Source organism: Kitasatospora sp. NRRL B-11411 (assembly GCF_000721345.1).
GTDB classification, from domain to species: Bacteria; Actinomycetota; Actinomycetes; order Streptomycetales; family Streptomycetaceae; genus Kitasatospora; species Kitasatospora cineracea.
The window spans coordinates 69,648-90,756 of the sequence record NZ_JOGH01000003.1 but is presented as its reverse complement, the minus strand read 5'-3'; the positions used below and the strand labels follow the sequence as shown (position 1 = coordinate 90,756).

Annotated in this window: 18 protein-coding genes and 1 tRNA gene; 15 read left to right on the top strand and 4 right to left on the bottom strand. The window is 74.0% G+C overall.

Going from position 1 to position 21,109, the window contains the following annotated elements:
* Window positions 1-58 precede the first annotated feature (58 nt).
* The 3 genes from IH44_RS0102830 to IH44_RS0102820 all read left to right on the top strand — a co-directional run bounded on the left by IH44_RS0102830 (window position 59) and on the right by IH44_RS0102820 (window position 2,562).
* Window positions 59-385, top strand: coding sequence for a hypothetical protein (locus IH44_RS0102830; RefSeq protein ID WP_030457751.1), 327 nt, complete (start codon window positions 59-61; stop codon window positions 383-385).
* 44 nt (window positions 386-429) lie between these two features.
* Entirely contained in the window at window positions 430-1,539 is a 1,110-nt protein-coding gene (locus IH44_RS0102825; protein WP_051816482.1) for a DUF6745 domain-containing protein, read from the top strand.
* A gap of 183 nt (window positions 1,540-1,722) precedes the next feature.
* Window positions 1,723-2,562: a fumarylacetoacetate hydrolase family protein gene (locus IH44_RS0102820; RefSeq protein ID WP_030457749.1), complete on the top strand. Its 840-nt coding sequence runs from the start codon at window positions 1,723-1,725 to the stop codon at window positions 2,560-2,562.
* 17 nt (window positions 2,563-2,579) lie between these two features.
* On the opposite strand, the gene IH44_RS0102815 is transcribed toward IH44_RS0102820, so the two are convergent.
* A complete protein-coding gene (locus IH44_RS0102815) occupies window positions 2,580-3,338 on the bottom strand; it encodes a TetR/AcrR family transcriptional regulator (protein WP_030457748.1) in 759 nt (252 codons plus the stop codon).
* A 139-nt stretch (window positions 3,339-3,477) separates the two neighbouring features.
* Here IH44_RS0102815 and IH44_RS0102810 point away from each other — a divergent pair, with 139 nt between their 5' ends.
* The 5 genes from IH44_RS0102810 to IH44_RS0102790 all read left to right on the top strand — a co-directional run bounded on the left by IH44_RS0102810 (window position 3,478) and on the right by IH44_RS0102790 (window position 9,638).
* A complete protein-coding gene (locus tag IH44_RS0102810; protein ID WP_030457747.1) occupies window positions 3,478-4,128 on the top strand; it encodes a rhomboid-like protein in 651 nt (216 codons plus the stop codon).
* Between the two features lie 75 nt (window positions 4,129-4,203).
* The gene (locus tag IH44_RS0102805; protein WP_030457746.1) at window positions 4,204-5,916 is read left to right on the top strand and encodes a DUF885 domain-containing protein; all 1,713 of its coding nucleotides are present in this window, start codon (window positions 4,204-4,206) and stop codon (window positions 5,914-5,916) included.
* Window positions 5,917-6,088: 172 nt separating this feature from the next.
* Window positions 6,089-7,585: an MFS transporter gene (locus IH44_RS0102800; RefSeq protein WP_051816481.1), complete on the top strand. Its 1,497-nt coding sequence runs from the start codon at window positions 6,089-6,091 to the stop codon at window positions 7,583-7,585.
* Window positions 7,586-7,831: 246 nt separating this feature from the next.
* Window positions 7,832-8,803, top strand: coding sequence for a serine protease (locus IH44_RS42345; protein WP_051816480.1), 972 nt, complete (start codon window positions 7,832-7,834; stop codon window positions 8,801-8,803).
* A gap of 79 nt (window positions 8,804-8,882) precedes the next feature.
* Window positions 8,883-9,638, top strand: a complete 756-nt coding sequence (locus tag IH44_RS0102790) for a hypothetical protein (RefSeq protein WP_030457743.1) — start codon at window positions 8,883-8,885, stop codon at window positions 9,636-9,638.
* 7 nt (window positions 9,639-9,645) lie between these two features.
* Here the strand turns inward: IH44_RS0102790 and IH44_RS0102785 are convergent, their stop codons facing one another.
* The 3 genes from IH44_RS0102785 to IH44_RS0102775 form a co-directional block, all read right to left on the bottom strand.
* Window positions 9,646-10,026: a hypothetical protein gene (locus IH44_RS0102785; RefSeq protein ID WP_227480354.1), complete on the bottom strand. Its 381-nt coding sequence runs from the start codon at window positions 10,024-10,026 to the stop codon at window positions 9,646-9,648.
* A 65-nt stretch (window positions 10,027-10,091) separates the two neighbouring features.
* Window positions 10,092-10,439 (bottom strand): hypothetical protein, encoded by a 348-nt coding sequence (locus IH44_RS0102780; RefSeq protein WP_030457741.1) that lies wholly within the window; start codon window positions 10,437-10,439, stop codon window positions 10,092-10,094.
* A gap of 154 nt (window positions 10,440-10,593) precedes the next feature.
* Window positions 10,594-10,665, bottom strand: a tRNA-Arg gene (locus IH44_RS0102775).
* A 179-nt stretch (window positions 10,666-10,844) separates the two neighbouring features.
* On the opposite strand from IH44_RS0102775, the gene IH44_RS40510 reads away from it, so the two are divergent.
* The 7 genes from IH44_RS40510 to rho all read left to right on the top strand — a co-directional run bounded on the left by IH44_RS40510 (window position 10,845) and on the right by rho (window position 20,980).
* A complete protein-coding gene (locus IH44_RS40510; RefSeq protein WP_051816478.1) occupies window positions 10,845-11,345 on the top strand; it encodes a response regulator in 501 nt (166 codons plus the stop codon).
* A 117-nt stretch (window positions 11,346-11,462) separates the two neighbouring features.
* The gene (gene argS, locus IH44_RS0102765; protein ID WP_030457739.1) at window positions 11,463-13,118 is read left to right on the top strand and encodes an arginine--tRNA ligase; all 1,656 of its coding nucleotides are present in this window, start codon (window positions 11,463-11,465) and stop codon (window positions 13,116-13,118) included.
* 96 nt (window positions 13,119-13,214) lie between these two features.
* Window positions 13,215-14,606: a diaminopimelate decarboxylase gene (lysA, locus tag IH44_RS0102760; protein ID WP_030457738.1), complete on the top strand. Its 1,392-nt coding sequence runs from the start codon at window positions 13,215-13,217 to the stop codon at window positions 14,604-14,606.
* Window positions 14,607-14,739: 133 nt separating this feature from the next.
* Window positions 14,740-16,032, top strand: coding sequence for a homoserine dehydrogenase (locus IH44_RS0102755; protein ID WP_030457737.1), 1,293 nt, complete (start codon window positions 14,740-14,742; stop codon window positions 16,030-16,032).
* A gap of 10 nt (window positions 16,033-16,042) precedes the next feature.
* Window positions 16,043-17,140 carry a threonine synthase gene (gene thrC / locus IH44_RS0102750; protein WP_051816477.1) on the top strand — a complete coding sequence of 366 codons (1,098 nt, stop codon included), beginning with the start codon at window positions 16,043-16,045 and terminating at the stop codon, window positions 17,138-17,140.
* Between the two features lie 290 nt (window positions 17,141-17,430).
* Window positions 17,431-18,348, top strand: a complete 918-nt coding sequence (gene thrB / locus IH44_RS0102745) for a homoserine kinase (protein ID WP_030457735.1) — start codon at window positions 17,431-17,433, stop codon at window positions 18,346-18,348.
* Between the two features lie 511 nt (window positions 18,349-18,859).
* Complete coding sequence (gene rho, locus IH44_RS0102740) at window positions 18,860-20,980, top strand: transcription termination factor Rho (RefSeq protein ID WP_030457734.1); 2,121 nt, start codon at window positions 18,860-18,862, stop codon at window positions 20,978-20,980.
* The last annotated feature ends 129 nt before the right edge of the window (window positions 20,981-21,109 follow it).

The window sequence follows — 21,109 nt, the reverse complement described above, 5'->3', positions numbered from 1 at the left end:
GCCTAGTTTTCGGGGCGTGGCGTCCGGCAGCGGGCCGGACCCGACGCCGGGAGGCCCCGTGTACCGCCAGGGTGACGTACTGATCGTTCCGGTCGCGCAGAGCGCCGTCCCGGCCGCCCTGGAGCAGGCCGCCCGGCAGCCCCGGGACGCCCGCGGGCGGCTGGTGCTGGCCCTCGGCGAGGTCACCGGCCACGCCCACGCGGTGGTCGGACCGGGCGAACTCGTCCGCGAGGGCGGCCCGTTCGGCGCCGCCTGGCTGCACCTGCCGGAGGGCGGCCGGGTCGTCCACGAGGAGCACGCCGCGATCGCCCTGCCCGGCGGCTGGTACCGGGTGGTCCGCCAGCGCGAGTACACGCCGGGCGCGGTCCGCGTCGTCGCCGACTGATCCCCCGCCGCCACCCGTCCGAGACCCAGCACTACGGAGAACTGATGAGCAGCCAGCTGACGGGCCGTCCGGCCGACCTCTCGGTGGCCCACTGGCGGGCCGTCGCCGCCGCCACCGGCCCCGCCGACCGGGCCACCGCCGAACAGGCCGTCCGGGACGCCTACCGGGCCGCCGGGCTCGCCGAGCCCGCCGAGTTCCGCTGGTGCCCCTCGCCGCGCGCCGCCCTCGACGAACTCCTCGCGCACCGCGACGGGTTCGGGGCGAGCGTGCGCGAGCAGGTGCGCACCGCCGCCTGGGAACGGGCCCGCACCGCAGCCCTCGCCACCCTCGGCCCGGCCGGCTGGGCCGCCCTGTGGGCCGTCACCGGCGCCGAACTCGCCACCACCACCGCGCTGCCCGCCGAGCGGGTCCGCGCCGCGCTGCTCGACCACTTCGCCCCCGAGCCCGAGCCGATCGACGACTGGCAGGAGGCCCGCAAGCCCGAGAACCGGGCGGTCCGGCAGGCCGCCGCCGAACGGCGCGGCCGGATCCGCCTGCTCCTGCTGGACGCGGTGGCCGGCCAGCACGACGCCGCCTGGCTGGCCGCCTTCGACACCGCCGGCACCGGCGACGCGGCCCTCGCCGCCCTGGCCGGCGCCGCCCGGCAGACCGGCTGGTGGTGGCCCTACGAGCGCACCGTGCTGCTCAGCGAGCGCCCCACCGCCCTGCACCGCGACGAGGCCGGCCGGCTCGACCGCGCCGACGGCCCCGCGCTCGCCTACGCCGACGGCTTCGCGCTGCACGCCAGGCGCGGCATGCCCGTCCCGGCCGACTTCCTCGACCGGCTCACCGGCCTCACCCCCGAGCGGATCCGCGGCGAGGAGAACGCCGAACTGCGCCGCGTCATGCTGGAGCACTTCGGCTACGACCGCTACCTCGCCGAGTCCGGCGCCGAACCGCTGCACCGCGACGGGACCGGCACGCTCTGGCGGATCCAGCTCCCGAACGACGAGCCGGTGGTGATGGTCGAGGTGCTCAACTCCACCCCCGAGCCGGACGGCACCCACCGCACCTACTACCTGCGGGTCCCGCCCGGCACCCGCACCGCGCGGGCCGGCGTCGCCTGGACGTTCGGGGTCGAGGAGGCCGAGTACCACCCGCAGCAGGAGACCTGACCGCAGGCCGGCGGCGGCTGTCAAGGGTGCGGGGCACCGATTCGCCCCGCGCCCGGATTCCTCCGATTGGGAGGAATTCGCCGAACCGGCACCACTGTTCCGCAGGCGATCACCCCTGGTATACCTCGATGTCCCGGGGCAGGGGACGACCCGCCCCCGAGACGAAACAGGTGGTGACAGGCAGTGAAGCTCCTCCGCGTGGGCCCTGCGGGCGCAGAACGACCGGTCGTACTCGCCCCCGACGGCACCGCCCGCGACCTCCGCCCGCTCACCCCCGACCTGGACGGCGCCTTCCTCGCGGCCCTCGACCCGGCGGCGCTCGACCTCGCCGCGCTCCCGGTCACCGACCTCACCGGCGAGCGGATCGGCCCGCCGGTCGCCCGCCCCGGCAAGATCGTCGGCATCGGCCTCAACTACCGCGACCACGCGGCCGAGGCGGGCGCCGCGATCCCGGCCGAGCCGGTGGTCTTCCTCAAGCCCGTCAACACCCTGGTCGGCCCGAACGACCAGGTGCTCGTCCCGCGCGGCAGCGAGAAGACCGACTACGAGGTCGAACTCGCCGTCGTCATCGGCCGCACCGGCCGCTACCTGGACACCCCGGCCGACGCCGCCGCGATCATCGCGGGCTACGCCGCCGTCAACGACGTCACCGAGCGCGCCTTCCAGTTCGACCGCGGCGGCCAGTGGGACAAGGGCAAGTCCGCCGAGACCTTCACCCCGCTCGGCCCCTGGCTGGTCACCCCCGACGAACTCGGCGACCCGCAGGCCCTCGACCTGCGGCTGTGGGTCAACGGCGAGCTCCGCCAGGACGGCACCACCGCGGAGATGATCTTCCCGGTGCACGAGACCGTCCGCTACCTCACCCACTTCATGCGCCTCGACCCCGGCGACATCGTCATCACCGGCACCCCCGCCGGCGTCACCCTCGGCCGCCCCGGCACCCCGTTCCTCCGGGCCGGCGACAAGGTGGCCCTGGAAGTCACCGGCCTCGGCCGCCAGGAGACCACCCTCGGCCAGGCCTAGGGAGTCCCTGGTTCCGGCTAGAGCCCCAGGTCGCGCAGACGCGAGATGAGCACCCCCGCCGGGCTGTCGGCCGTCTCCAGCTGGAGCCAGCCGTGCAGCGCCTGCGCGGTCTGGGCGTCGCGGACGGCGGTGGCCGCCGCCATCACCACGAACTGGTCGACCAGCCAGGCGCAGAGCGAGTCGGCCGGGATCTGCCGCCCCTCGTCCAGCCAGCTGATCGCGGACGCCTCGACCACCGAGATCCAGGAGCGCACCAGCAGGGTCAGCCGCGGTCCGGCCTCCCGGACGCCGAGGTGGCGCAGGGTGCGCCGGAGCGCCGCCCGGCGGACGTCGTCGACGATCGCCGAGGTGCGCGCGGTCTCGACGACCGAGCCGCCGCGCAGCAGCGCGCCGTACCCGGCGGCGTGCTCGCCGACGAAGTCGAAGTAGCCGTGCAGGACGGCGCCGAGCTGCTGGGTCGGGGTGCCGTCGGTGGTCCGGACGGTGAACCGGGTGGTGAGCTCGGACGCGGCGCTGCGCAGCGCCGCCTCGTACAACTGCTGCTTGCCGCCCGCGAAGTAGCGGTAGACCAGCGGCCGGGAGGCCCCCGCGGCCTCGGCGACGTCGTCGAGCGAGACCTCCTCGGGCGGCCGGGCGGCGAAGAGTTCGAGGGCGACGGCGATGAGCTGCTCGCGCCGTTGCTGGACGGGCAGTCGCCGGTAGGCGGCGCGGCGGGGGCGCTCCGCGGCGGGGGAGTCGTCGACGGGCTCCTCGACGGGGGAGGGGGTCGCTGCCATGCGTGCCAGGGTAGACCTCGGGCGGCCCCGCGCACCCCCTCCGCACGCCCGCGACCGGCGGGTTCCCGCCGGGCGGGGCCCCGGACGGGGTCGCAGACTGGGAACAGGTCTCGGGTCACGTCGCGGCGAGGAGCGGCCGGTGCGGTGGGTGCGGGCGGTGGGGCGGTGGATCGGGAAGTCCCCGGGGACGTACGTGTGGCTGCTGCTGCTGGCGCTGACCAGCTTCGTGGTGGCCCGGATGGACCCGGCGGCGCTGGACTACTTCCTGGAGAAGCGCTCCACCAACATCCACCAGCTCTCCTCGCACCCGGTGCACGCCCTGCTGGCCAGCCTGATCTGGACCGAGCAGGCGAACTTCCTGTTCTACTTCGCGGTGTTCCACGTCTTCCACGTGCCGGCCGAGCGCTGGCTGGGCACCCGCCGCTGGCTGACGGTCGCGCTGACCGCGCACGTGCTGGCCACGTTCGTCAGCGAGGGCGTGGTCGCCTGGGGCGTCAACCACCACGTGCTGCCGCTGAACATGTCGACCACGGTGGACGTCGGGGTGTCCTACGCGCTGGCCGGGGTCGAGGGCGTGCTGACGTACGCGCTGGCCGGGGCGTGGCGCTGGGTGTACGGCTGCGGGCTGGTCGCCTTCTACCTGGTGCCGCTGCTGGTCTCGCACACGTTCACCGACCTGGGGCACTTCTGCTCGGTGCTGATCGGCCTGGCGTTCTACCCGATCACCCGGGGCCGGCCGACCTGGGACCCGTGGCGCAGCGTCCGGCGGCTCGCCCCGGTGCGGGGGTGACGGACCGGCCCGGGGGTGACGACGCCAATACCTGACAGGGGTTGAATTCGCCTGCGGCTACGACAGGATGGCCGGATGGCTCATGAACTGAACGACCCTCACCCGAGCGGCCCCACCCCGCGCCGACTCGCCGACTCCTACGTCCACGCGCTCGCCGACGCCGACCCGCTGACCGCGGTGTACCTCGGCCTCAACCCGGAGGACGACCGGCTGCCCGACCTCTCCTCCGAAGGCATCGAAGCCACCGCCGACCTGGCCCGCCGCACCCTCGCCGCGCTCGACGAGCTGGAGGCCGCCGGCCCGGTCGAGGACGAGGCCGAACGCCGCTGCGCCCGGCTGCTGCGCGAGCGGCTGACCGCCGAACTGGCCGTGCACGACGCGGGCGAGGGCTACCGCAGCGTCCGCAACCTGGGCTCGCCGGTGCACAACACCCGCGAGATGTTCACCCTGCTGCCCACCGACACCGACGAGGACTGGCAGCGGCTGGGCCGCCGGCTGGCCCGCTTCCCGCTGGTGACGGCCCAGTACCGGCAGAGCCTGGAGGAGGGCGTCCGGCGCGGCCTGCTGTCGGCGCCGCGCCAGGTGGAGACGGTGGTCGGCCAGTTCGGCGAGTGGATCGACGGCGAGACCCCCGGCGGCTGGTTCGGCGAACTGGTCGCCGCCGCCCCCGCGCACCTGCGCGAGCAGCTGACCGCCACCGCGGTCGAGGCCACCGCCGCCCTCGCCGACCTGCGCGACTGGATGCGCGACGCGTACGCCCCCGCCGCGAAGGGCACCCCGGACGCGGTCGGCCGCGAGCGCTACACCCGCTGGGTGCGGTACTGGACGGGCGCCGAACTCGACCTGGACGAGGCGTACCGCTGGGCCTGGGAGCAGTTCCACGAACTGGACGCCCAGATGCGGGCCGAGGCGGAGAAGGTCCGCCCGGGCGCGACCCCGATGCAGGCCATGAAGTGGCTGGAGACCGACGGCCCGGCGATCCGCGGCGAGCAGCAGGTGCAGGAGTACCTGCAGGGCCTGATGGACCGGGCGATCGACGACCTCCAGGGCGTGCACTTCGACCTGGCCGAGCCGCTGCTGAAGGTGGAGTCCCGGATCGCCCCGCCCGGCAGCGCCGCCGCTCCCTACTACACCCAGCCCTCGCTGGACTTCTCCCGCCCCGGCCGGACCTGGCTGCCCACCCTGGGCCGGGAGGCGTTCCCCGAGTGGGACCTGGTCTCCACCTGGTACCACGAGGGCGTCCCGGGCCACCACCTGCAGCTCGCGCAGTGGACGTACGTCGCCGACCGGCTCTCCACCTACCAGGTCACCCTGGGCGGGGTCAGCGCCAACATGGAGGGCTGGGCGCTGTACGCCGAGCGCCTGATGGACGAGCTCGGCTACCTGACCGACCCGGGCCACCGCCTCGGCTACCTGAACGCCCAGATGATGCGGGCGCTGCGGGTGATCGTCGACATCGGCATGCACGCCGAGCTGGACTTCCCGGCCGACTCGCCGTTCGCCCCCGGCGAGCCGATGCGGCCCGAGCGGGCCCGGGAGTTCTTCGGCGCCTACTGCGGCCTGTCCGCGGACTTCCTGGACAGCGAGCTGGTGCGCTACCTGGGCCTGCCCGGCCAGGCGATCGGCTACAAGCTGGGCGAGCGGGCCTGGCTGCGCGGCCGGGCCGAGGCCCGGGCGGCGGCCGAGGCGCGCGGCGCGGAGTTCGACCTCAAGGCGTGGCACATGGCGGCGCTCTCCCAGGGCTCGCTCGGCCTGGACGACCTGGTCACCGAACTGGGCGCGCTGTAACGACGACGGGCACCGCGTTCCGGGTGGCCGATGCGGCCGGGCACCCGGGACCCCGTCCCACATATTGACAAACTGGACAATTCGCCTTGCCGCTGGTCCGTCCGGGGGTTTCCCTGGGAAGAGCGCCGTACGCGCCCAGCCCCACTCCCGATCGGCGGAAGGCGGCCTCACGGTGACCCCCCAGCAAGCCCCCGACACCCCCGCGGCGGATCCGCGCCGCTGGTGGGCCCTGGCGGTCATCGCCATCGCCCAGCTGATGATCGTCCTCGACGCGACGATCGTGAACATCGCCCTGCCCTCCGCGCAGAAGGCGCTCGACATCTCCGACGCCAACCGCCAGTGGGTGATCACCGCCTACACGCTGGCCTTCGGCGGACTCCTGCTGCTCGGCGGCCGCATCGGCGACCTCTTCGGCCGCAAACGGACCTTCCTGGTCGGACTGCTCGGCTTCGCCCTCGCCTCCGGCCTCGGCGGCTTCGCCACCACCGGCGGCATGCTCTTCGCCGCCCGCGCCCTGCAGGGCGCCTTCGGCGCGCTGCTCGCCCCGTCCGCGCTCTCCCTGCTCTCCGTCACCTTCCGCGACCCGCGCGAACGCGCCACCGCCTTCGGCATCTTCGGCGCCCTGGCCGGCGGCGGCGCCGCGATCGGCCTGATCACCGGCGGACTGCTCACCGAGTACCTGTCCTGGCGCTGGTGCCTGTACGTCAACATCCCGATCGCGGTCGTCACCGGCATCGGCGCGTACTACCTGCTGGTCCGCGACCACGTCGACCGCGCCCGCCGGGTCCGGCTCGACCTGCCCGGCGCGGTGCTCGGCTGCGGCGGCCTGCTGGCCATCGTGTACGGCACCTCCGAGGCGGTCTCCCGCGGCTGGGACGACTGGGTGGTGCTCACCGCGCTGTGCGCCGGCGTCGCCCTGCTCGCGGTCTTCGCGCTGGTCGAACGGCGCACCGAGCACGCCCTGCTGCCGATGCACCTGATCGGCAACCGCAACCGGGCCGGCGGCGCGCTCTCGGTCGGACTCGCCGTGATCGGCATGTTCGGCCTGTTCCTCTTCCTCACCTACTACCTCCAGGTGATCAAGGGCTACTCGCCGATCAAGGCCGGCGTCTCCTTCCTGCCGATGACCGCCGCCATCGTGATCAGCGCGGCCGGCATCGCCTCCCGGCTGATGACCCGGATCCCCACCCGCAACCTGGTCGTCCCCGGCCTGCTGCTCGGCGCGGCCGGCATGGCCTGGCTCACCCAGATCAAGGTCGACAGCCCCTACGCCACGATGGTGCTGCCCGCCGAACTGCTGCTCGGCTTCGGCATGGGCCTGGTCTTCATGCCCACCATGAGCCTGGCCACCCTGAACGTCCCCCCGCAGGAGACCGGCGCCGCCTCCGCCATCATCAACAGCGCCCAGCAGGTCGGCGGTTCGATCGGCACCGCGCTGCTCAACACCATCGCCGCCAGCGCCACCGCCACCTACCTGGCCGCCCGCAACCCCACCGACCCGCTGGTCCAGGCCCAGGGCGCGGTGCACGGCTACGCCGTCGCCACCACCGTCGCCATGGCCATCCTGCTGGGCGCCGCCCTGGTCGCCTTCCTGATGATCAACCACCGCCCGGCCCCCGGCGAGGCCCGGGGCGAGGACGCCGCCGCCGAGGCCCGCGCCGCGGTCTGACGGCCCCGCCCCGCACCGGAGTCCGACACCCGCCCCGCGGGTGTCGGACCCGGACACCCGCCCCCGGCCGTGGGACGCTGCTCGACGCCGTCGGAAATCTCACGAGCCTCCCAGGCAGTCATGACGGCTTTCCCAGCTCCACGACGGATATTGGGGAGCCGATCGGGCAACCGATCGACACGTGCCCGCGTCGGATCCGCGCCGTGGGCACCGCCACGACCAGGACCGGCCGGAACGGGGCAGCGGATGGGACGCAACACCAGCCAGGACGGACACCGCCCGCTGCGGTCGGCCGCCCTCACCTCGGTCCTCGCCGTCGGCGTGGTCGGCGCGATAGCGACCGCCGGAGTGCTCACCGTCCAACTCCGCGACCCCGGACGGCCCCGCACCCGCCCGGTGGCCCTGGCCGCCCCCGCCACGCCCACGCCGACGCCTTCGCCGACGCCTTCGCCCACCCCGAGCCCGACGGCGGCCCCCACCCCGACCTCGGCGCCGGCGTCCGCCCCCGCCGCGGTGCGGCAGGACGACCCCGTCACCGCCCCCACCCTGCAGGCCCCGCCCAGCGCGCCGCCCGACGCCGTCCCCGGCACCACCGCCACCGCCCCCGACAACGCCGAGTCCCGCCGGGTCGGCGCCCTCTTCGCCGGACCGACCGGCCCCGGCAACCACTTCTGCACCGCCAGCGTCATCGACAGCCCCGGCCGCAACCTGATCCTCACCGCCGCGCACTGCCTGTCCGGCGCGGCCGGCACCACCTTCGTCCCCGGCTACCGCGACGGCCGGGCCCCGTACGGCAGTTGGCGGGTCACCAAGGTCTACACCGCGGACGGCTGGCGCAACGGCGGCGACCCCGACGAGGACTTCGCCGTCCTCGCCGTCGCCCCGAACGACGGGCAGCAGATCGAGGACGCCCTCGGCGGCAACCCGCTCGGCACCGCCGCCTCCTGGACCGCCGAGGCCCGGCTCTACGGCTACCCCGCCGGGAGCGAACTGCCGGTCCTCTGCACCAACACCACCAGCCGCCAGGACACCTACCAGCGCCGGATCGACTGCCCGTCCTTCCCCGGCGGCACCAGCGGCGGCCCCTTCGTCGACACCGCCACCGGCCAGGTCATCGGCGTCATCGGCGGCTACCAGCAGGGCGGGGACAGCGACGACACCTCCTACAGCGCCGCCTTCGACCACACCGTCGCCGAACTCCTGGCCGCGGCGGGCTGAACCGGCCCCGCCCCCCTGCCCGCCGCCCCGTCCGGAGGTCCACAATGGGGACTCGACGCACAGGCACGGGGGAGGCGCGGTGTTCCGGCGCTGGTGGTTTCTCAAGGTCGCGGGTTCGGTCCCGGCGGATCCCGCCGCGCCGCCCACCCGGCGCGAGGCACGGGCCCGCCAGGCGCTGGTGCTGGGGGAGTGGGAGGCGCTGCGGGAGCACCTGCGCGGGGTCGCCGCCGAGCGGGTCACCGCGGCCGGGGCGGTCTTCCGGGCCGCCGAACTGCACCTGCAGAGCGAGGAGTCGGCCGCCCGGGTGGCCTACCAGTGGGCCCTGGAGGCGTACGAGGCGGCCGGCCGGCTGCTCGACCACGCCGGGGACGAGGACACCGACCTGCCGGACCTGGCGGCGGCCGTCGTCATGGCCGAGCAGGCCGTCGAACGGCTCGCCGCCGCCCACCTGCTGCACGCCGGGAAGCGCCCCGGGCCGCTGCAGGTCCGCTGCTACTGGAACCCGCTGCACGGGCCCGCCGACATCGTTCTCGCCCCCGGCCGGGGCCGCAAGGCCCGGCAGCGCCGGCACCTGACGCCCCGGGAGGCCGCCGCCGAGCGCCGCCCCACCTGCCGCTCCTGCCGGACCGCGATCCTGGCCGGCCAGACGCCGGACGTGCTGCCCGCCCTGCTGCCGGCGAAGGCCGCACCGGGCCGCAAGGGGCCGGTGCTGGTGCCGTACTTCGCGGTGCCCCGCCAGTGGTCGCCCTGGTCGACGACCGCCTGCGGCGCCTACGACCAGGGCACCCCGGCCCTGGTGCTGAGCGGCGAGCACCGCCGCAACGCCAAGCGCTGACGGACCGTCAGGCGGCGACGGCCGGGGCGAACCCGCCGTGCGAGCCCCCGTCGAGCAGCGCGGTCCAGTCGAGCGGCCCGGCCAGCGCGGCCGGATCGGGCAGCGAGACCACCAGCGCGCCGCCGGCCCGCTCGACCTCGGCGCACCAGCCGGCCACGCCGTCGGCGGCGAACGAGCCGCCCAGGGTGGGGAAGAGGCAGCCGGCGTCGCCGGGCCCGTCCAGCACGCACATGGTGAGGCTGGCGAACACCGACCAGCCGTCCAGTCCGGGCACCGCCCCGTCCGCGACCCGCAGCACCGGCAGCGCCCCGTGCACCGGGGCGCCGCCCAGCAACAGGATCGGCGCGGACGCCCCGGACACGAATCGGACCTGCTCAGCAGAGATCATCACCCCGGTACCCTGCCACACCCCGGCCCCCCGCCCCCGCCGGAACCCTTGCCCGGCCCGGGAGTTCAGCGCTTCGCGCGCCGCTCGGCGACCCGCCGCTCGACCTCGGCCAGGAACCGCTCCGGCACCTCGCCGGTGGCCCGCAGGTGCGCCCGCTCCTCGGCGGTGAGCGTCTCGGCCGCACCGTCCACGGCGAAGGCGTACTCGTGCAGCCGCCCCGACGTCCGGTCGCGCCGCAGGTCGCCCGCCAGCCCGGCCGCCTGCCGCCCGGCCCGGCCGCCCCGGGCCGCGAACAGCGCCGTCAGCCACCCGAACGCCCCCGGCCGGGCCGCCCGCCGCCCCACCTGGTCCCGGACCGCCAGCCAGCACAGCCGGTCGTCCGGCAGGTTCGGGACGGGTTCCGTCCTGGTCATCGCGCCACCCCCAAGGAAAGTCGTGGGGCGAACAGTAGCGACCGGCCCGCGGCCGGAGGAAGCGGTTTCGGCCCGGTGCTCCCGGGAACGACGAAGGCCCAGATCCGTGGAGCAACTCCACTGACCTGGGCCTCTGTTGCACTTCGAAGCGAAGTGCCCCCGGTAGGATTCGAACCTACGCACCCGCCTCCGGAGGGCGGTGCTCTATCCCCTGAGCTACGGGGGCCTGGGCTGACCTCGCGGTGCTGCCCGGCCTGACGGGGAAAACACTACCAGGGAAACTCCGTGCTCCGTGCACGGGTTTCCGCGGCCCGGCGCGGTGCCGCCCCGACGCCCCGTCAGCAGGTGACCGGCAAGTAGCCGAAAGGCCGGACAGCGGGACGGGGCGCGGCTACCCTCGGTGAGGTGGCGGCGACGTCGGGGCGGGTCCTCGTGGTGGACGACAGCGAGGTGATCCGCCAACTGATCAGGGTCAACCTGGAGCTGGAGGGCTTCGAGGTGGTGACCGCCGCCGACGGTGCCGAGTGCCTGGAGGTGGTCGGCCGGGTCGCCCCGGACGTGGTCACGCTGGACGTGGTGATGCCCCGGCTGGACGGTCTGCGGACGGCGGCCCGGCTGCGCGCGGCGCGGGAGACCGCGCACCTGCCGATAGCGATCGTGAGCGCCTGCACGCCGGCCGACCTGGAGCGCGGCGAGTCGGTGGGGGTGGACGGCTACCTGGCGAAGCCCTTCGACCCGGCGGAGCTGGTCGCGCTGGTGCGGCGGCTGCGGGTGTCGGCGGCGGGCGGGCGCCGGTTCGCCTACGACTTCGGGGGCCAGCCGCCGGCGGTCGGGCAAACCTCCCGGGATTCAGCCCTGGGCGAACAGCCGCAGGAACTCGTCCGGCCGGACGAGCCCCACCCGTGAGATGTGCCCGCCAGCGGGGACGTCCGACGACACGAAGCACGCCGGACGGCGCGACGCGGCCCGCGGCGGACAAACCGAGTGGCGGCCCGGTACCCCGTCTCGCCTAGGCTTGGCACCGTGACACCCGCAGAACTCTCCCAGGCAGTCCAGGCCGCCGTCAGCGCCGCCGTCGAGGCGGACGAGCTGACCGTCGACGTGCCCGCGCACGTGACGGTCGAGCGGCCCAAGAACAGGGACCACGGCGACTACGCCACCAACGTGGCCCTCCAGCTCGCGAAGCCGGCCGGCAAGCCGCCGCGAGCCGTCGCGGAGATCCTGGCCGGGCGCCTGCGAGAGATCACCGGCGTGGCGAAGGTCGACATCGCCGGGCCGGGCTTCCTGAACATCACGCTGGACGCCGCCACCCAGGGCGGGCTGGCGCGCACCATCGTCGAGGCGGGCGAGGCGTACGGCCGCAACGAGGCGCTCAAGGGCCTGAAGATCAACCTGGAGTTCGTCTCGGCGAACCCGACCGGCCCGATCCACATCGGCGGCGTCCGCTGGGCCGCCGTCGGCGACTCGCTGGCCCGGGTGCTCAAGGCGACCGGCGCCGAGGTGTCCACCGAGTACTACCTGAACGACGCCGGCGTGCAGATCACCAAGTTCGCCAAGTCGCTGAAGGCCGCCGCCAACGGGCAGCCCGTCCCCGAGGACGGCTACGTCGGCGAGTACATCTCCGACATCGCCAAGGCCGTCACCGACGGCCTGCCCGGCGTGCTCGACCTGCCCGAGGACGAGCAGCTCCAGGCGTTCCGCACCGAGGGCCTCAAACTGATGGTCGCCGAGATCCAGCGCTCGATGGCCGAGTTCGGGGTGCACTTCGACACCTGGTTCTCCGAGCAGACCCTGCACGACTCCGGCGCCGTCGAGAAGGCCATCGAGCGGCTGCGCGAGCAGGGCCACGTCTTCGACCGGGAGGGTGCGATCTGGCTGCGCACCACCGACTTCGGCGACGACAAGGACCGCGTCCTGATCAAGGCCGACGGCGAGACCACCTACTTCGCCGCCGACGCCGCCTACTACCTGAGCAAGCGGGACCGCGGCGCGGAGGTCTCGGTCTACATGCTCGGCGCCGACCACCACGGCTACGTCAACCGCCTCAAGGCCATCGCGGCCTGCGCCGGCGACGACATGGACCGCAACATCGAGGTGATGATCGGCCAGTTCGTGAAGATGCTGCGCGACGGCAAGGAGGTCCGGCTCTCCAAGCGCGCGGGCAACATCATCACGATCGACGACGTGATCGACTGGATCGGCGTGGACGCCGCCCGCTACATGCTGGTGCGGCAGTCCACCGACTCCACCATCACCATCGACATCGACCTGGTGACCAGCACCTCCCGGGAGAACCCGGTCTACTACGTGCAGTACGCGCACGCCCGGATGTGCTCGGTGCAGCGCAACGCGGTGGAGAAGGGCATCACCCGCAGCGCGGACTTCAAACCGGAGCTGCTGAGCAGCGAGTGGGAGAACGACCTGCTCGGCCAGCTCGGCGAGTTCCCGCGGGTGCTGGCCAAGGCCGGCGAGCTGCGCGAGCCGCACCACGTGGCCACGTACCTGGAGGAACTGGCCCGCGCCTACCACCGGTTCTACGACAACTGCCAGATCCTGCCGAAGGGCGACGAGGAGGTCACCGACCTCACGCACGCCCGCCTCTGGCTGGCCGACGCGACGCGGACGACGCTGGCCAACGGCCTCGGCCTGCTCGGCGTCTCGGCGCCCGAGCGGATGTAAGCACCACACCCCCGAAGCGCAGCACAGCAGGGGGCGGCGACCGGTCGACGGAGACCGGTGGCCGCCCCTCGCCATAGGTCGAGGAAGTTTCATCAGATGAGCCGCTCCGCCCACCCCGCAGGCCCCCGCCACGGCGACGTGCTGCCCGAGGGCCACTACCAGGCCCCGCCGGCCGACCTCAACGCGCTCGACCCCAAGGTCTGGTCGCGCACCGTGGCCCGGAACGCCGAGGGCGTCGCCACCGTCGGCGGCGTCGACGTGCGCACCCTGGCCGCCGAGTTCGGCACCCCCGCCTACGTGCTGGACGAGGCCGACTTCCGGGCCCGGGCCCGGGCCTGGCGGGACGCCTTCGGCGAGAGCGCCGACGTGTACTACGCGGGCAAGGCGTTCCTGTCCAAGGCCGTGGTGCGCTGGCTGCACGAGGAGGGCCTGAACGTCGACGTCTGCTCCTCGGGCGAGCTGCACGTGGCGCTGGCGGCCGGCATGCCGGGGGAGCGGATCGCGCTGCACGGCAACAACAAGTCGGTGCCGGAGCTGGAGCAGGCGGTGAAGGCCGGGGTCGGGCACATCGTGGTCGACTCCTTCCAGGAGATCGAGCGGCTGGCCCGGATCGCCGACGCCCAGGGCGTCCGGCAGCCGGTGCTGATCCGGATCACCGTCGGCGTCGAGGCGCACACCCACGAGTTCATCGCCACCGCGCACGAGGACCAGAAGTTCGGCCTCTCGCTCTCCGGGGGCCTGGCCGCCGAGGCGGTCCGCCGGGTGCTGGCCGAGCCGGCCCTGGAACTGCGCGGCATCCACTCGCACATCGGCTCGCAGATCTTCGACTTCGCCGGCTTCGAGGTCGCCGCCCGCCGGGTGGTCGGCCTGCTCGCCGAGGTCCGCGACGAGCACGGCGTCGAGCTGCCGGAGATCGACCTGGGCGGCGGCCTGGGCATCGCCTACACCGCCGACGACGACCCGCGCGAGCCCGCCGAGATCGCCGCCTCGCTCCGCGAGATCGTCCGACGCGAGTGCGCCGCCGCCGAGTTGACGGCCCCTCGGATCTCGGTCGAGCCGGGCCGGGCGATCGTCGGCCCGACCGCGTTCACCCTCTACGAGGTCGGCACCGTCAAGCCGCTGGAGGGCCTGCGCACCTACGTCAGCGTGGACGGCGGCATGTCCGACAACATCCGCACCGCGCTGTACGACGCCGAGTACTCGGTGGCGCTGGTCTCCCGCACCAGCGAGGCCGAGCCGATGCTGGCCCGGGTGGTCGGCAAGCACTGCGAGTCCGGCGACATCGTGGTCAAGGACGCCTTCCTGCCCGCCGACCTGGCCCCCGGCGACCTGATCGCGGTGCCCGCGACCGGCGCCTACTGCCGCTCGATGGCGAGCAACTACAACCACGCCCTCAAGCCCCCCGTGCTGGCCGTCGCGGACGGCGCGGCCCGGGTGATCGTCCGCCGCGAGACGGAGGAGGATCTCCTGCGGCTCGATATCGGCTGACGAAATTTTCGTCTCAGAACGTGGACCAGCCGTAGATCCGTGCGGAAAGTCCCGGAGACTGGTGGGAAACAGGCAAGCCCCCGGGGGCGACGGAACACCCCGACGGGGACCGAAGAATGCAGAGCGGAGTCGGATGATGCGTACGCGCCCGCTGAAGGTGGCGTTGCTGGGCTGTGGTGTGGTGGGCTCCGAGGTGGCGCGCATCATGACGACGACGGCCGACGACCTCGCCGCGCGCATCGGCGCCCCGGTCGAGCTCGCCGGCATCGCGGTCCGCCGGGCCGGGCGCCCCCGCCCCGGGGTGCCCGAGCACCTGCTCACCACCGACGCCGAGGCCCTGGTCGGCCGCGGCGACATCGACGTGGTGGTCGAGGTGGTGGGCGGCATCGAGCCGTCCAAATCGCTGATCCTGAAAGCCTTCGAGGGCGGCGCCTCGGTGGTCTCCGCCAACAAGGCGCTGCTCGCCAAGGACGGCGCCGAACTGCACGAGAAGGCCGCCGCGGCCGGCGTCGACCTCTACTACGAGGCCGCCGTCGCCGGGGCGATCCCGCTGCTGCGCCCGCTGCGCGAGTCGCTGGCCGGCGACAAGGTGAACCGGGTGCTGGGCATCGTCAACGGCACCACCAACTTCATCCTCGACAAGATGGACTCCACCGGCGCCGGGTACTCCGAGGCGCTGGAGGAGGCCACCGCGCTCGGCTACGCCGAGGCCGACCCGACCGCCGACGTGGAGGGCTTCGACGCCGCCGCCAAGGCCGCCATCCTGGCCGGGATCGCCTTCCACACCAAGGTCACCGCCGCGGACGTCTACCGCGAGGGCATCACCGAGGTCACCGCCGCCGACATCGCCTCCGCCAAGCAGATGGGCTGCGTGGTCAAGCTGCTGGCGATCTGCGAGCGGGCCGCCGACGGCGCCTCGGTCACCGCCCGGGTGCACCCGGCGATGATCCCGCTCAGCCACCCGCTGGCCTCCGTCCGCGAGGCGTACAACGCGGTCTTCGTGGAGGCCGAGGCGGCCGGCCGGCTGATGTTCTACGGCCCCGGCGCGGGCGGCTCGCCGACCGCCTCCGCGGTCCTCGGCGACCTGGTCGCGGTCTGCCGCAACAAGCTGAACGGCTCCACCGGCCCCGGCGACTCGGTGTACGCCGCGCTGCCCGCCAAGCCGATGGACGAGGTGGTCACCCGCTACCACGTCAGCCTGGACGTGGACGACCGCGCGGGCGTGCTCGCCCAGGTCGCCTCGGTCTTCGCCGAGCACGGCGTCTCCATCGACACCGTGCGCCAGCAGGGCCGCGACGGCGACGCCGCGCTCGTCGTGGTCACCCACCGCGCCACCGACGCCGCCCTGTCGGCGACGGTCGACAAGCTCCGCGCACTGGACAGCGTGCGCGACGTGGCCAGCATCATGCGGGTCGAAGGGGAATAGGAAAACCGGTATGAACGCCATTGCCGAAAGCACCGCCCGAGGCAGCCACACCCACCAGTGGCGCGGCCTCATCGAGGAGTACCGCGACCGCCTCCCGGTCTCCGCCTCCACCCCCGTGGTGACCCTGCTGGAGGGCGGCACGCCGCTCGTCCCCGCCCAGGTGCTCTCCGAGCGCACCGGCTGCGACGTCTACCTCAAGGTCGAGGGCGCCAACCCGACCGGCTCCTTCAAGGACCGCGGGATGACCATGGCCATCTCCAAGGCCAAGGAGGACGGCGCCCAGGCCGTCATCTGCGCGTCCACCGGCAACACCTCCGCCTCCGCCGCCGCCTACGCGGTGCGGGCCGGCATGGTCTCCGCCGTGCTCGTCCCGCAGGGCAAGATCGCCCTCGGCAAGATGGGCCAGGCGCTGGTGCACGGCGCCAAGATCCTGCAGGTCGACGGCAACTTCGACGACTGCCTGACGCTGGCCCGCGAGCTCTCCGAGAAGTACCCGGTCGCCCTGGTCAACTCGGTCAACCCGGTGCGCATCGAGGGCCAGAAGACCGCCGCCTTCGAGATCGTCGACATGCTCGGCGACGCCCCCGACATCCACGTCCTGCCGGTCGGCAACGCGGGCAACATCACCGCCTACTGGAAGGGCTACCGCGAGTACGCGGCGGACGGCCTCGCCACCCGCACCCCCCGCATGTGGGGCTTCCAGGCGTCCGGCTCGGCCCCCATCGTGGACGGCGCCCCGGTGCTCAAGCCGCAGACCATCGCCACCGCGATCCGGATCGGCAACCCCGCCTCCTGGGACTACGCGCTCGCCGCCCGGGACGACTCCGGCGGCCTCATCGACAAGGTGACGGACCGCCAGATCCTGTCCGCCTACCGGCTGTTGGCCTCCCAGGAGGGCGTCTTCGTCGAGCCCGCCTCGGCCGCCTCGGTGGCCGGCCTGCTCGCCAAGGCCGAGGCCGGCCTGGTCGACCCCGGCCAGCGGATCGTCTGCACCGTCACCGGCAACGGCCTCAAGGACCCGGACTGGGCGGTGGCCGGCGCCCCGCAGCCGCAGATCGTCCCGATCGACCCGGAGACGGCCGCCCGCCGCCTCGGCCTGCTCGACTGACCCGCCCGACCGAGCGTCGACCCGGCGAGCGGCCCGCCCCCACGGAGCGGACCGCTCGCCGCCGCTTTCCGGTCAACCCACCGGTGCTTTTCCGCTGGTTGCGGCAACACGGAAGATCCGAGCCGGGCGGGGTGTACCGCTCCGGAACCTCTCTTCGATACGCTTGACCCCGCGGGCCGCGCCATGCTGCGCGCCCCCTTCGGCACCCCGCCGCCACGTACCATCGCAGGCCCCGTCGTCCGGATCGCCCGGGCCTGGATCCCCCCACCTTTCAGGAGTGTGTCCACCGCATGGCCGGTCCCGCGTTCCGCGCCGCCGCCGTCCGGGTCCGCGTCCCCGCGACCAGCGCCAACCTCGGCCCCGGCTTCGACGCCTTCGGCCTCGCCCTGGGGCTCTACGACGACGTGGTGGTCCGGGTCTCCGACTCCGGCCTGGCCGTGGACATCGCCGGCGAGGGCGCCGAGAACCTGGCCCGCGACGAGCGCCACCTGGTGGTCCGCTCGATGCGCGCCGCCTTCGACCGGCTCGGCGGCCAGCCCCGCGGCCTCGAAGTGGTCTGCGCCAACCGGATACCGCACGGCCGCGGCCTGGGCTCCTCGTCCGCCGCGATCTGCGCCGGCATCGTCGCCGCCCGCGCCGTCACCATCGGCGGCGCCTCCGCGCTCGGCGACGACGCGCTGCTCGCCCTCGCCTCCGAGCTGGAGGGCCACCCGGACAACGTCGCGGCCTGCCTGCGCGGCAACTTCACCGTCGCCTGGACCGAGGACGACGGCGCCCGCACCATCACCCTGGACCCCTCCGACCGGGTCGTGCCGGTCGTGTTCATCCCGTCCACCGAGGTGCTCACCGAGACCGCGCGCGGCCTGCTCCCCAAGACCGTCCCGCTCTCCGACGCCGCGCTCAACGCGGGCCGCGCCGCCCTGCTGGTCGAGGCGCTCACCCGCCGCCCGGAGCTGCTGCTCACCGCCACCGAGGACCGCCTGCACCAGGACTACCGGGCCTCCGCGATGCCGGACAGCGCGGCCCTGGTCGCCGCCCTGCGCGCCGAGGGCGTCCCCGCCGTCATCTCGGGTGCCGGACCGACCGTGCTCGCCCTCACCGACGAGGCCGGTGCCGGCAAGGTGCTCAACTTCGCGGGGGCGCAGTTCGCGGCGCACCGGCTGGAGCTGGACCGCGCCGGCGCCACCGTCCTGCCGCTCGACATGTGAGACGGACACGATTGACAACCAAAGGGCTGGGGAATGTGTCAGGGGGTAGGTAGTGTTAACCTCATTGCTGCACCAGATGCCCTCCGGGCGCCGGTGCGACGCATCCCGATCCCGTTCCCCCGTCCGCACGGGGGCCGGAAGCTCGGGAGCACGATTCTCCGGGAGCTCGCCACACCGCGTACGCAGCCTGCCTGCGCAAGTGGGGCCCATCCCGAAGCCGTGACGGCACCGGACTCCCACCCCCAGCCTCCTGACTGAGGCTCGGCCGGGCGGGGCCCGCACTGCCGCCGCGCGGCGGGGGCCCGGGCATCAACAGGCGCAGCGAGGTCGGCACCAGAACCGGCCGTCCGCGCCGCTTCGCACCACAGTGCACCGCACTTCGCAGCTCCCCGGAAGGACCAGCCTTCCGCGGGAATCCAGCCCCTGGCCGGCGCAAAGAGACGCTGGGCAGGACAGCACAACCGGTCGCCGTGCCAGACAGGCCGACGTCCGCTCCAGGGAAGGACCCTTAGTGAGCGACACCACCGATCTGATGGGCGCGCGCCCGGACGCCGAGGCGTCGGACGCAGCCGCCCCTGCGGCTCCGGCGCGGCGCCGCCGTACCGCTGCCGCCGGCCTGGACGGCCTGGTGCTGGCCGAGCTCCAGAAGCTCGCCTCGTCCCTCGGGATCAGCGGTACCGGACGGCTGCGCAAGAGCCAGCTGATCGAGGCCATCAAGGAGAAGAGCGGCGGGGACCCGCTGCTCGCCGGCGCCTCCGGCGCCACCGCTCCGGCCGCCAAGAAGGCCGCCAAGGCCGCCGCGCCCGCCGCCGCCGAGGCCGCTCCGGCCGCCCCGGTCGAGGAGCAGGCCGAAGCAGCGGCTCCGGCCCGGGCGGCCCGCCGCACCCGTGCCGCCGCTGCCGCCACCGAGCCGCAGCCGCAGGCGCAGATCGAGATCCCGGTGCAGGCCGCCGCCGAGACCGCGGCCGCCACCGCCCGGGCCGAGCGCCCGCGCCGCCGGGCCACCGCCGCGGCCGGCGCCCCGACCGCCGAGGCCGGCACCGCCACCGCCACCGCCGAGCAGGCCCCCGCCGAGGCCAGGACCGAGGCGCAGCGCCCGGCCGCCGCCGAGGGCGAGGGCCGTCCCGAGCGCCGCGAGCGCCGGGACCGCCGCGAGCGCGGCGAGCGCACCGAGCGCACCGAGGCCCCCGCGGCCGAGGGCGACAACGAGGTCCGCGAGTCCCGCCGGGACCGCCGCAACCGCCGCGAGCGCGACCGCACCGACCGCCAGCAGGACGGCGGCCAGGGCCGCCAGCAGCAGAACCAGCAGCAGAACCAGCAGCAGGGCGGCACCCAGCAGCAGGGCGGCGGCAACGCCCACCAGCAGCAGGGCGGCTACGACGACGACGAGTTCGGCGACGGCCGGCGCGGCCGCCGCGGCCGCTACCGCGACCGCCGGGGCCGTCGCCGCGAGGGCTTCGAGGGCACCACCGGCCCCGAGGTCCCGCTGAGCGACGACGACGTCCTGATCCCCGTCGCGGGCATCCTGGACATCCTCGACAACTACGCCTTCGTCCGGACCTCGGGCTACCTGCCCGGCCAGAACGACGTCTACGTCTCGCTGGCCCAGGTCCGCAAGCACGGCCTGCGCAAGGGCGACGCCATCACCGGCGCGGTCCGCCAGCCCAAGGACGGCGAGCGCCGCGAGAAGTTCAACGCCATGGTGCGGCTGGACTCCGTCAACGGCATGGACCCGGACAGCGGCCGCGGCCGCCCCGAGTTCGGCAAGCTGACCCCGCTGTACCCGCAGGAGCGGCTGCGCCTGGAGACCGACCCGGGCGTGCTGACCACCCGGATCATCGACCTGGTGTCGCCGATCGGCAAGGGCCAGCGCGGTCTGATCGTGGCCCCGCCGAAGACCGGCAAGACCATGATCATGCAGGCGATCGCCAACGCGATCACCCACAACAACCCCGAGTGCCACCTGATGGTCGTCCTGGTCGACGAGCGTCCGGAAGAGGTCACCGACATGCAGCGGTCGGTGAAGGGCGAGGTCATCTCCTCGACCTTCGACCGCCCGGCCGAGGACCACACCACCGTCGCCGAGCTCGCCATCGAGCGCGCCAAGCGCCTGGTGGAGCTGGGCCACGACGTGGTGATCCTGCTCGACTCCATCACCCGCCTGGGCCGCGCCTACAACCTGGCCGCGCCCGCCTCCGGCCGCATCCTGTCCGGTGGTGTCGACTCGACCGCGCTGTACCCGCCGAAGAAGTTCTTCGGCGCCGCGCGCAACATCGAGAACGGCGGCTCGCTGACCATCCTCGCCACCGCGCTGGTCGACACCGGCTCGCGGATGGACGAGGTGATCTTCGAGGAGTTCAAGGGCACCGGCAACATGGAGCTCAAGCTCGACCGGAAGCTCTCCGACAAGCGCATCTTCCCCTCCGTCGACGTGGACGCCTCCGGCACCCGCAAGGAGGAGATCCTGCTCGGCCACGAGGAGCTGGCCATCACCTGGAAGCTCCGCCGGGTCCTGCACGCGCTCGACTCGCAGCAGGCGATCGAGCTGCTGTTGGACAAGATGAAGCAGACCAAGTCGAACGCCGAGTTCCTGATGCAGATCGCCAAGAACACCCCCGGCTCGGGCGACTGACGCCGGTAGCACCGCCTTCCTCGGGACCCCGCACCGCCGCCCGGCGGTGCGGGGTCCCGGGCTTTTCCCGGGCGGGGACCGGAAACCGCCCGCCGTACCGGCGCGTCACTTATGCTCGAAAGGTCGCAC

What these genes read in the sequence shown, in the direction of transcription:
- thrC (WP_051816477.1), top strand. Translation starts at nt 16,043, where the DNA reads ATGAACGCCATTGCCGAAAGCACCGCCCGAGGCAGCCACACCCACCAG.
- thrB (WP_030457735.1), top strand. Translation starts at nt 17,431, where the DNA reads ATGGCCGGTCCCGCGTTCCGCGCCGCCGCCGTCCGGGTCCGCGTCCCC.
- IH44_RS0102755 (WP_030457737.1), top strand. Translation starts at nt 14,740, where the DNA reads ATGATGCGTACGCGCCCGCTGAAGGTGGCGTTGCTGGGCTGTGGTGTG.
- IH44_RS42345 (WP_051816480.1), top strand. Translation starts at nt 7,832, where the DNA reads ATGGGACGCAACACCAGCCAGGACGGACACCGCCCGCTGCGGTCGGCC.
- IH44_RS0102785 (WP_227480354.1), bottom strand. Translation starts at nt 10,026, where the DNA reads ATGATCTCTGCTGAGCAGGTCCGATTCGTGTCCGGGGCGTCCGCGCCG.
- lysA (WP_030457738.1), top strand. Translation starts at nt 13,215, where the DNA reads ATGAGCCGCTCCGCCCACCCCGCAGGCCCCCGCCACGGCGACGTGCTG.
- IH44_RS0102805 (WP_030457746.1), top strand. Translation starts at nt 4,204, where the DNA reads ATGGCTCATGAACTGAACGACCCTCACCCGAGCGGCCCCACCCCGCGC.
- IH44_RS0102815 (WP_030457748.1), bottom strand. Translation starts at nt 3,338, where the DNA reads ATGGCAGCGACCCCCTCCCCCGTCGAGGAGCCCGTCGACGACTCCCCC.
- IH44_RS0102825 (WP_051816482.1), top strand. Translation starts at nt 430, where the DNA reads ATGAGCAGCCAGCTGACGGGCCGTCCGGCCGACCTCTCGGTGGCCCAC.
- IH44_RS0102780 (WP_030457741.1), bottom strand. Translation starts at nt 10,439, where the DNA reads ATGACCAGGACGGAACCCGTCCCGAACCTGCCGGACGACCGGCTGTGC.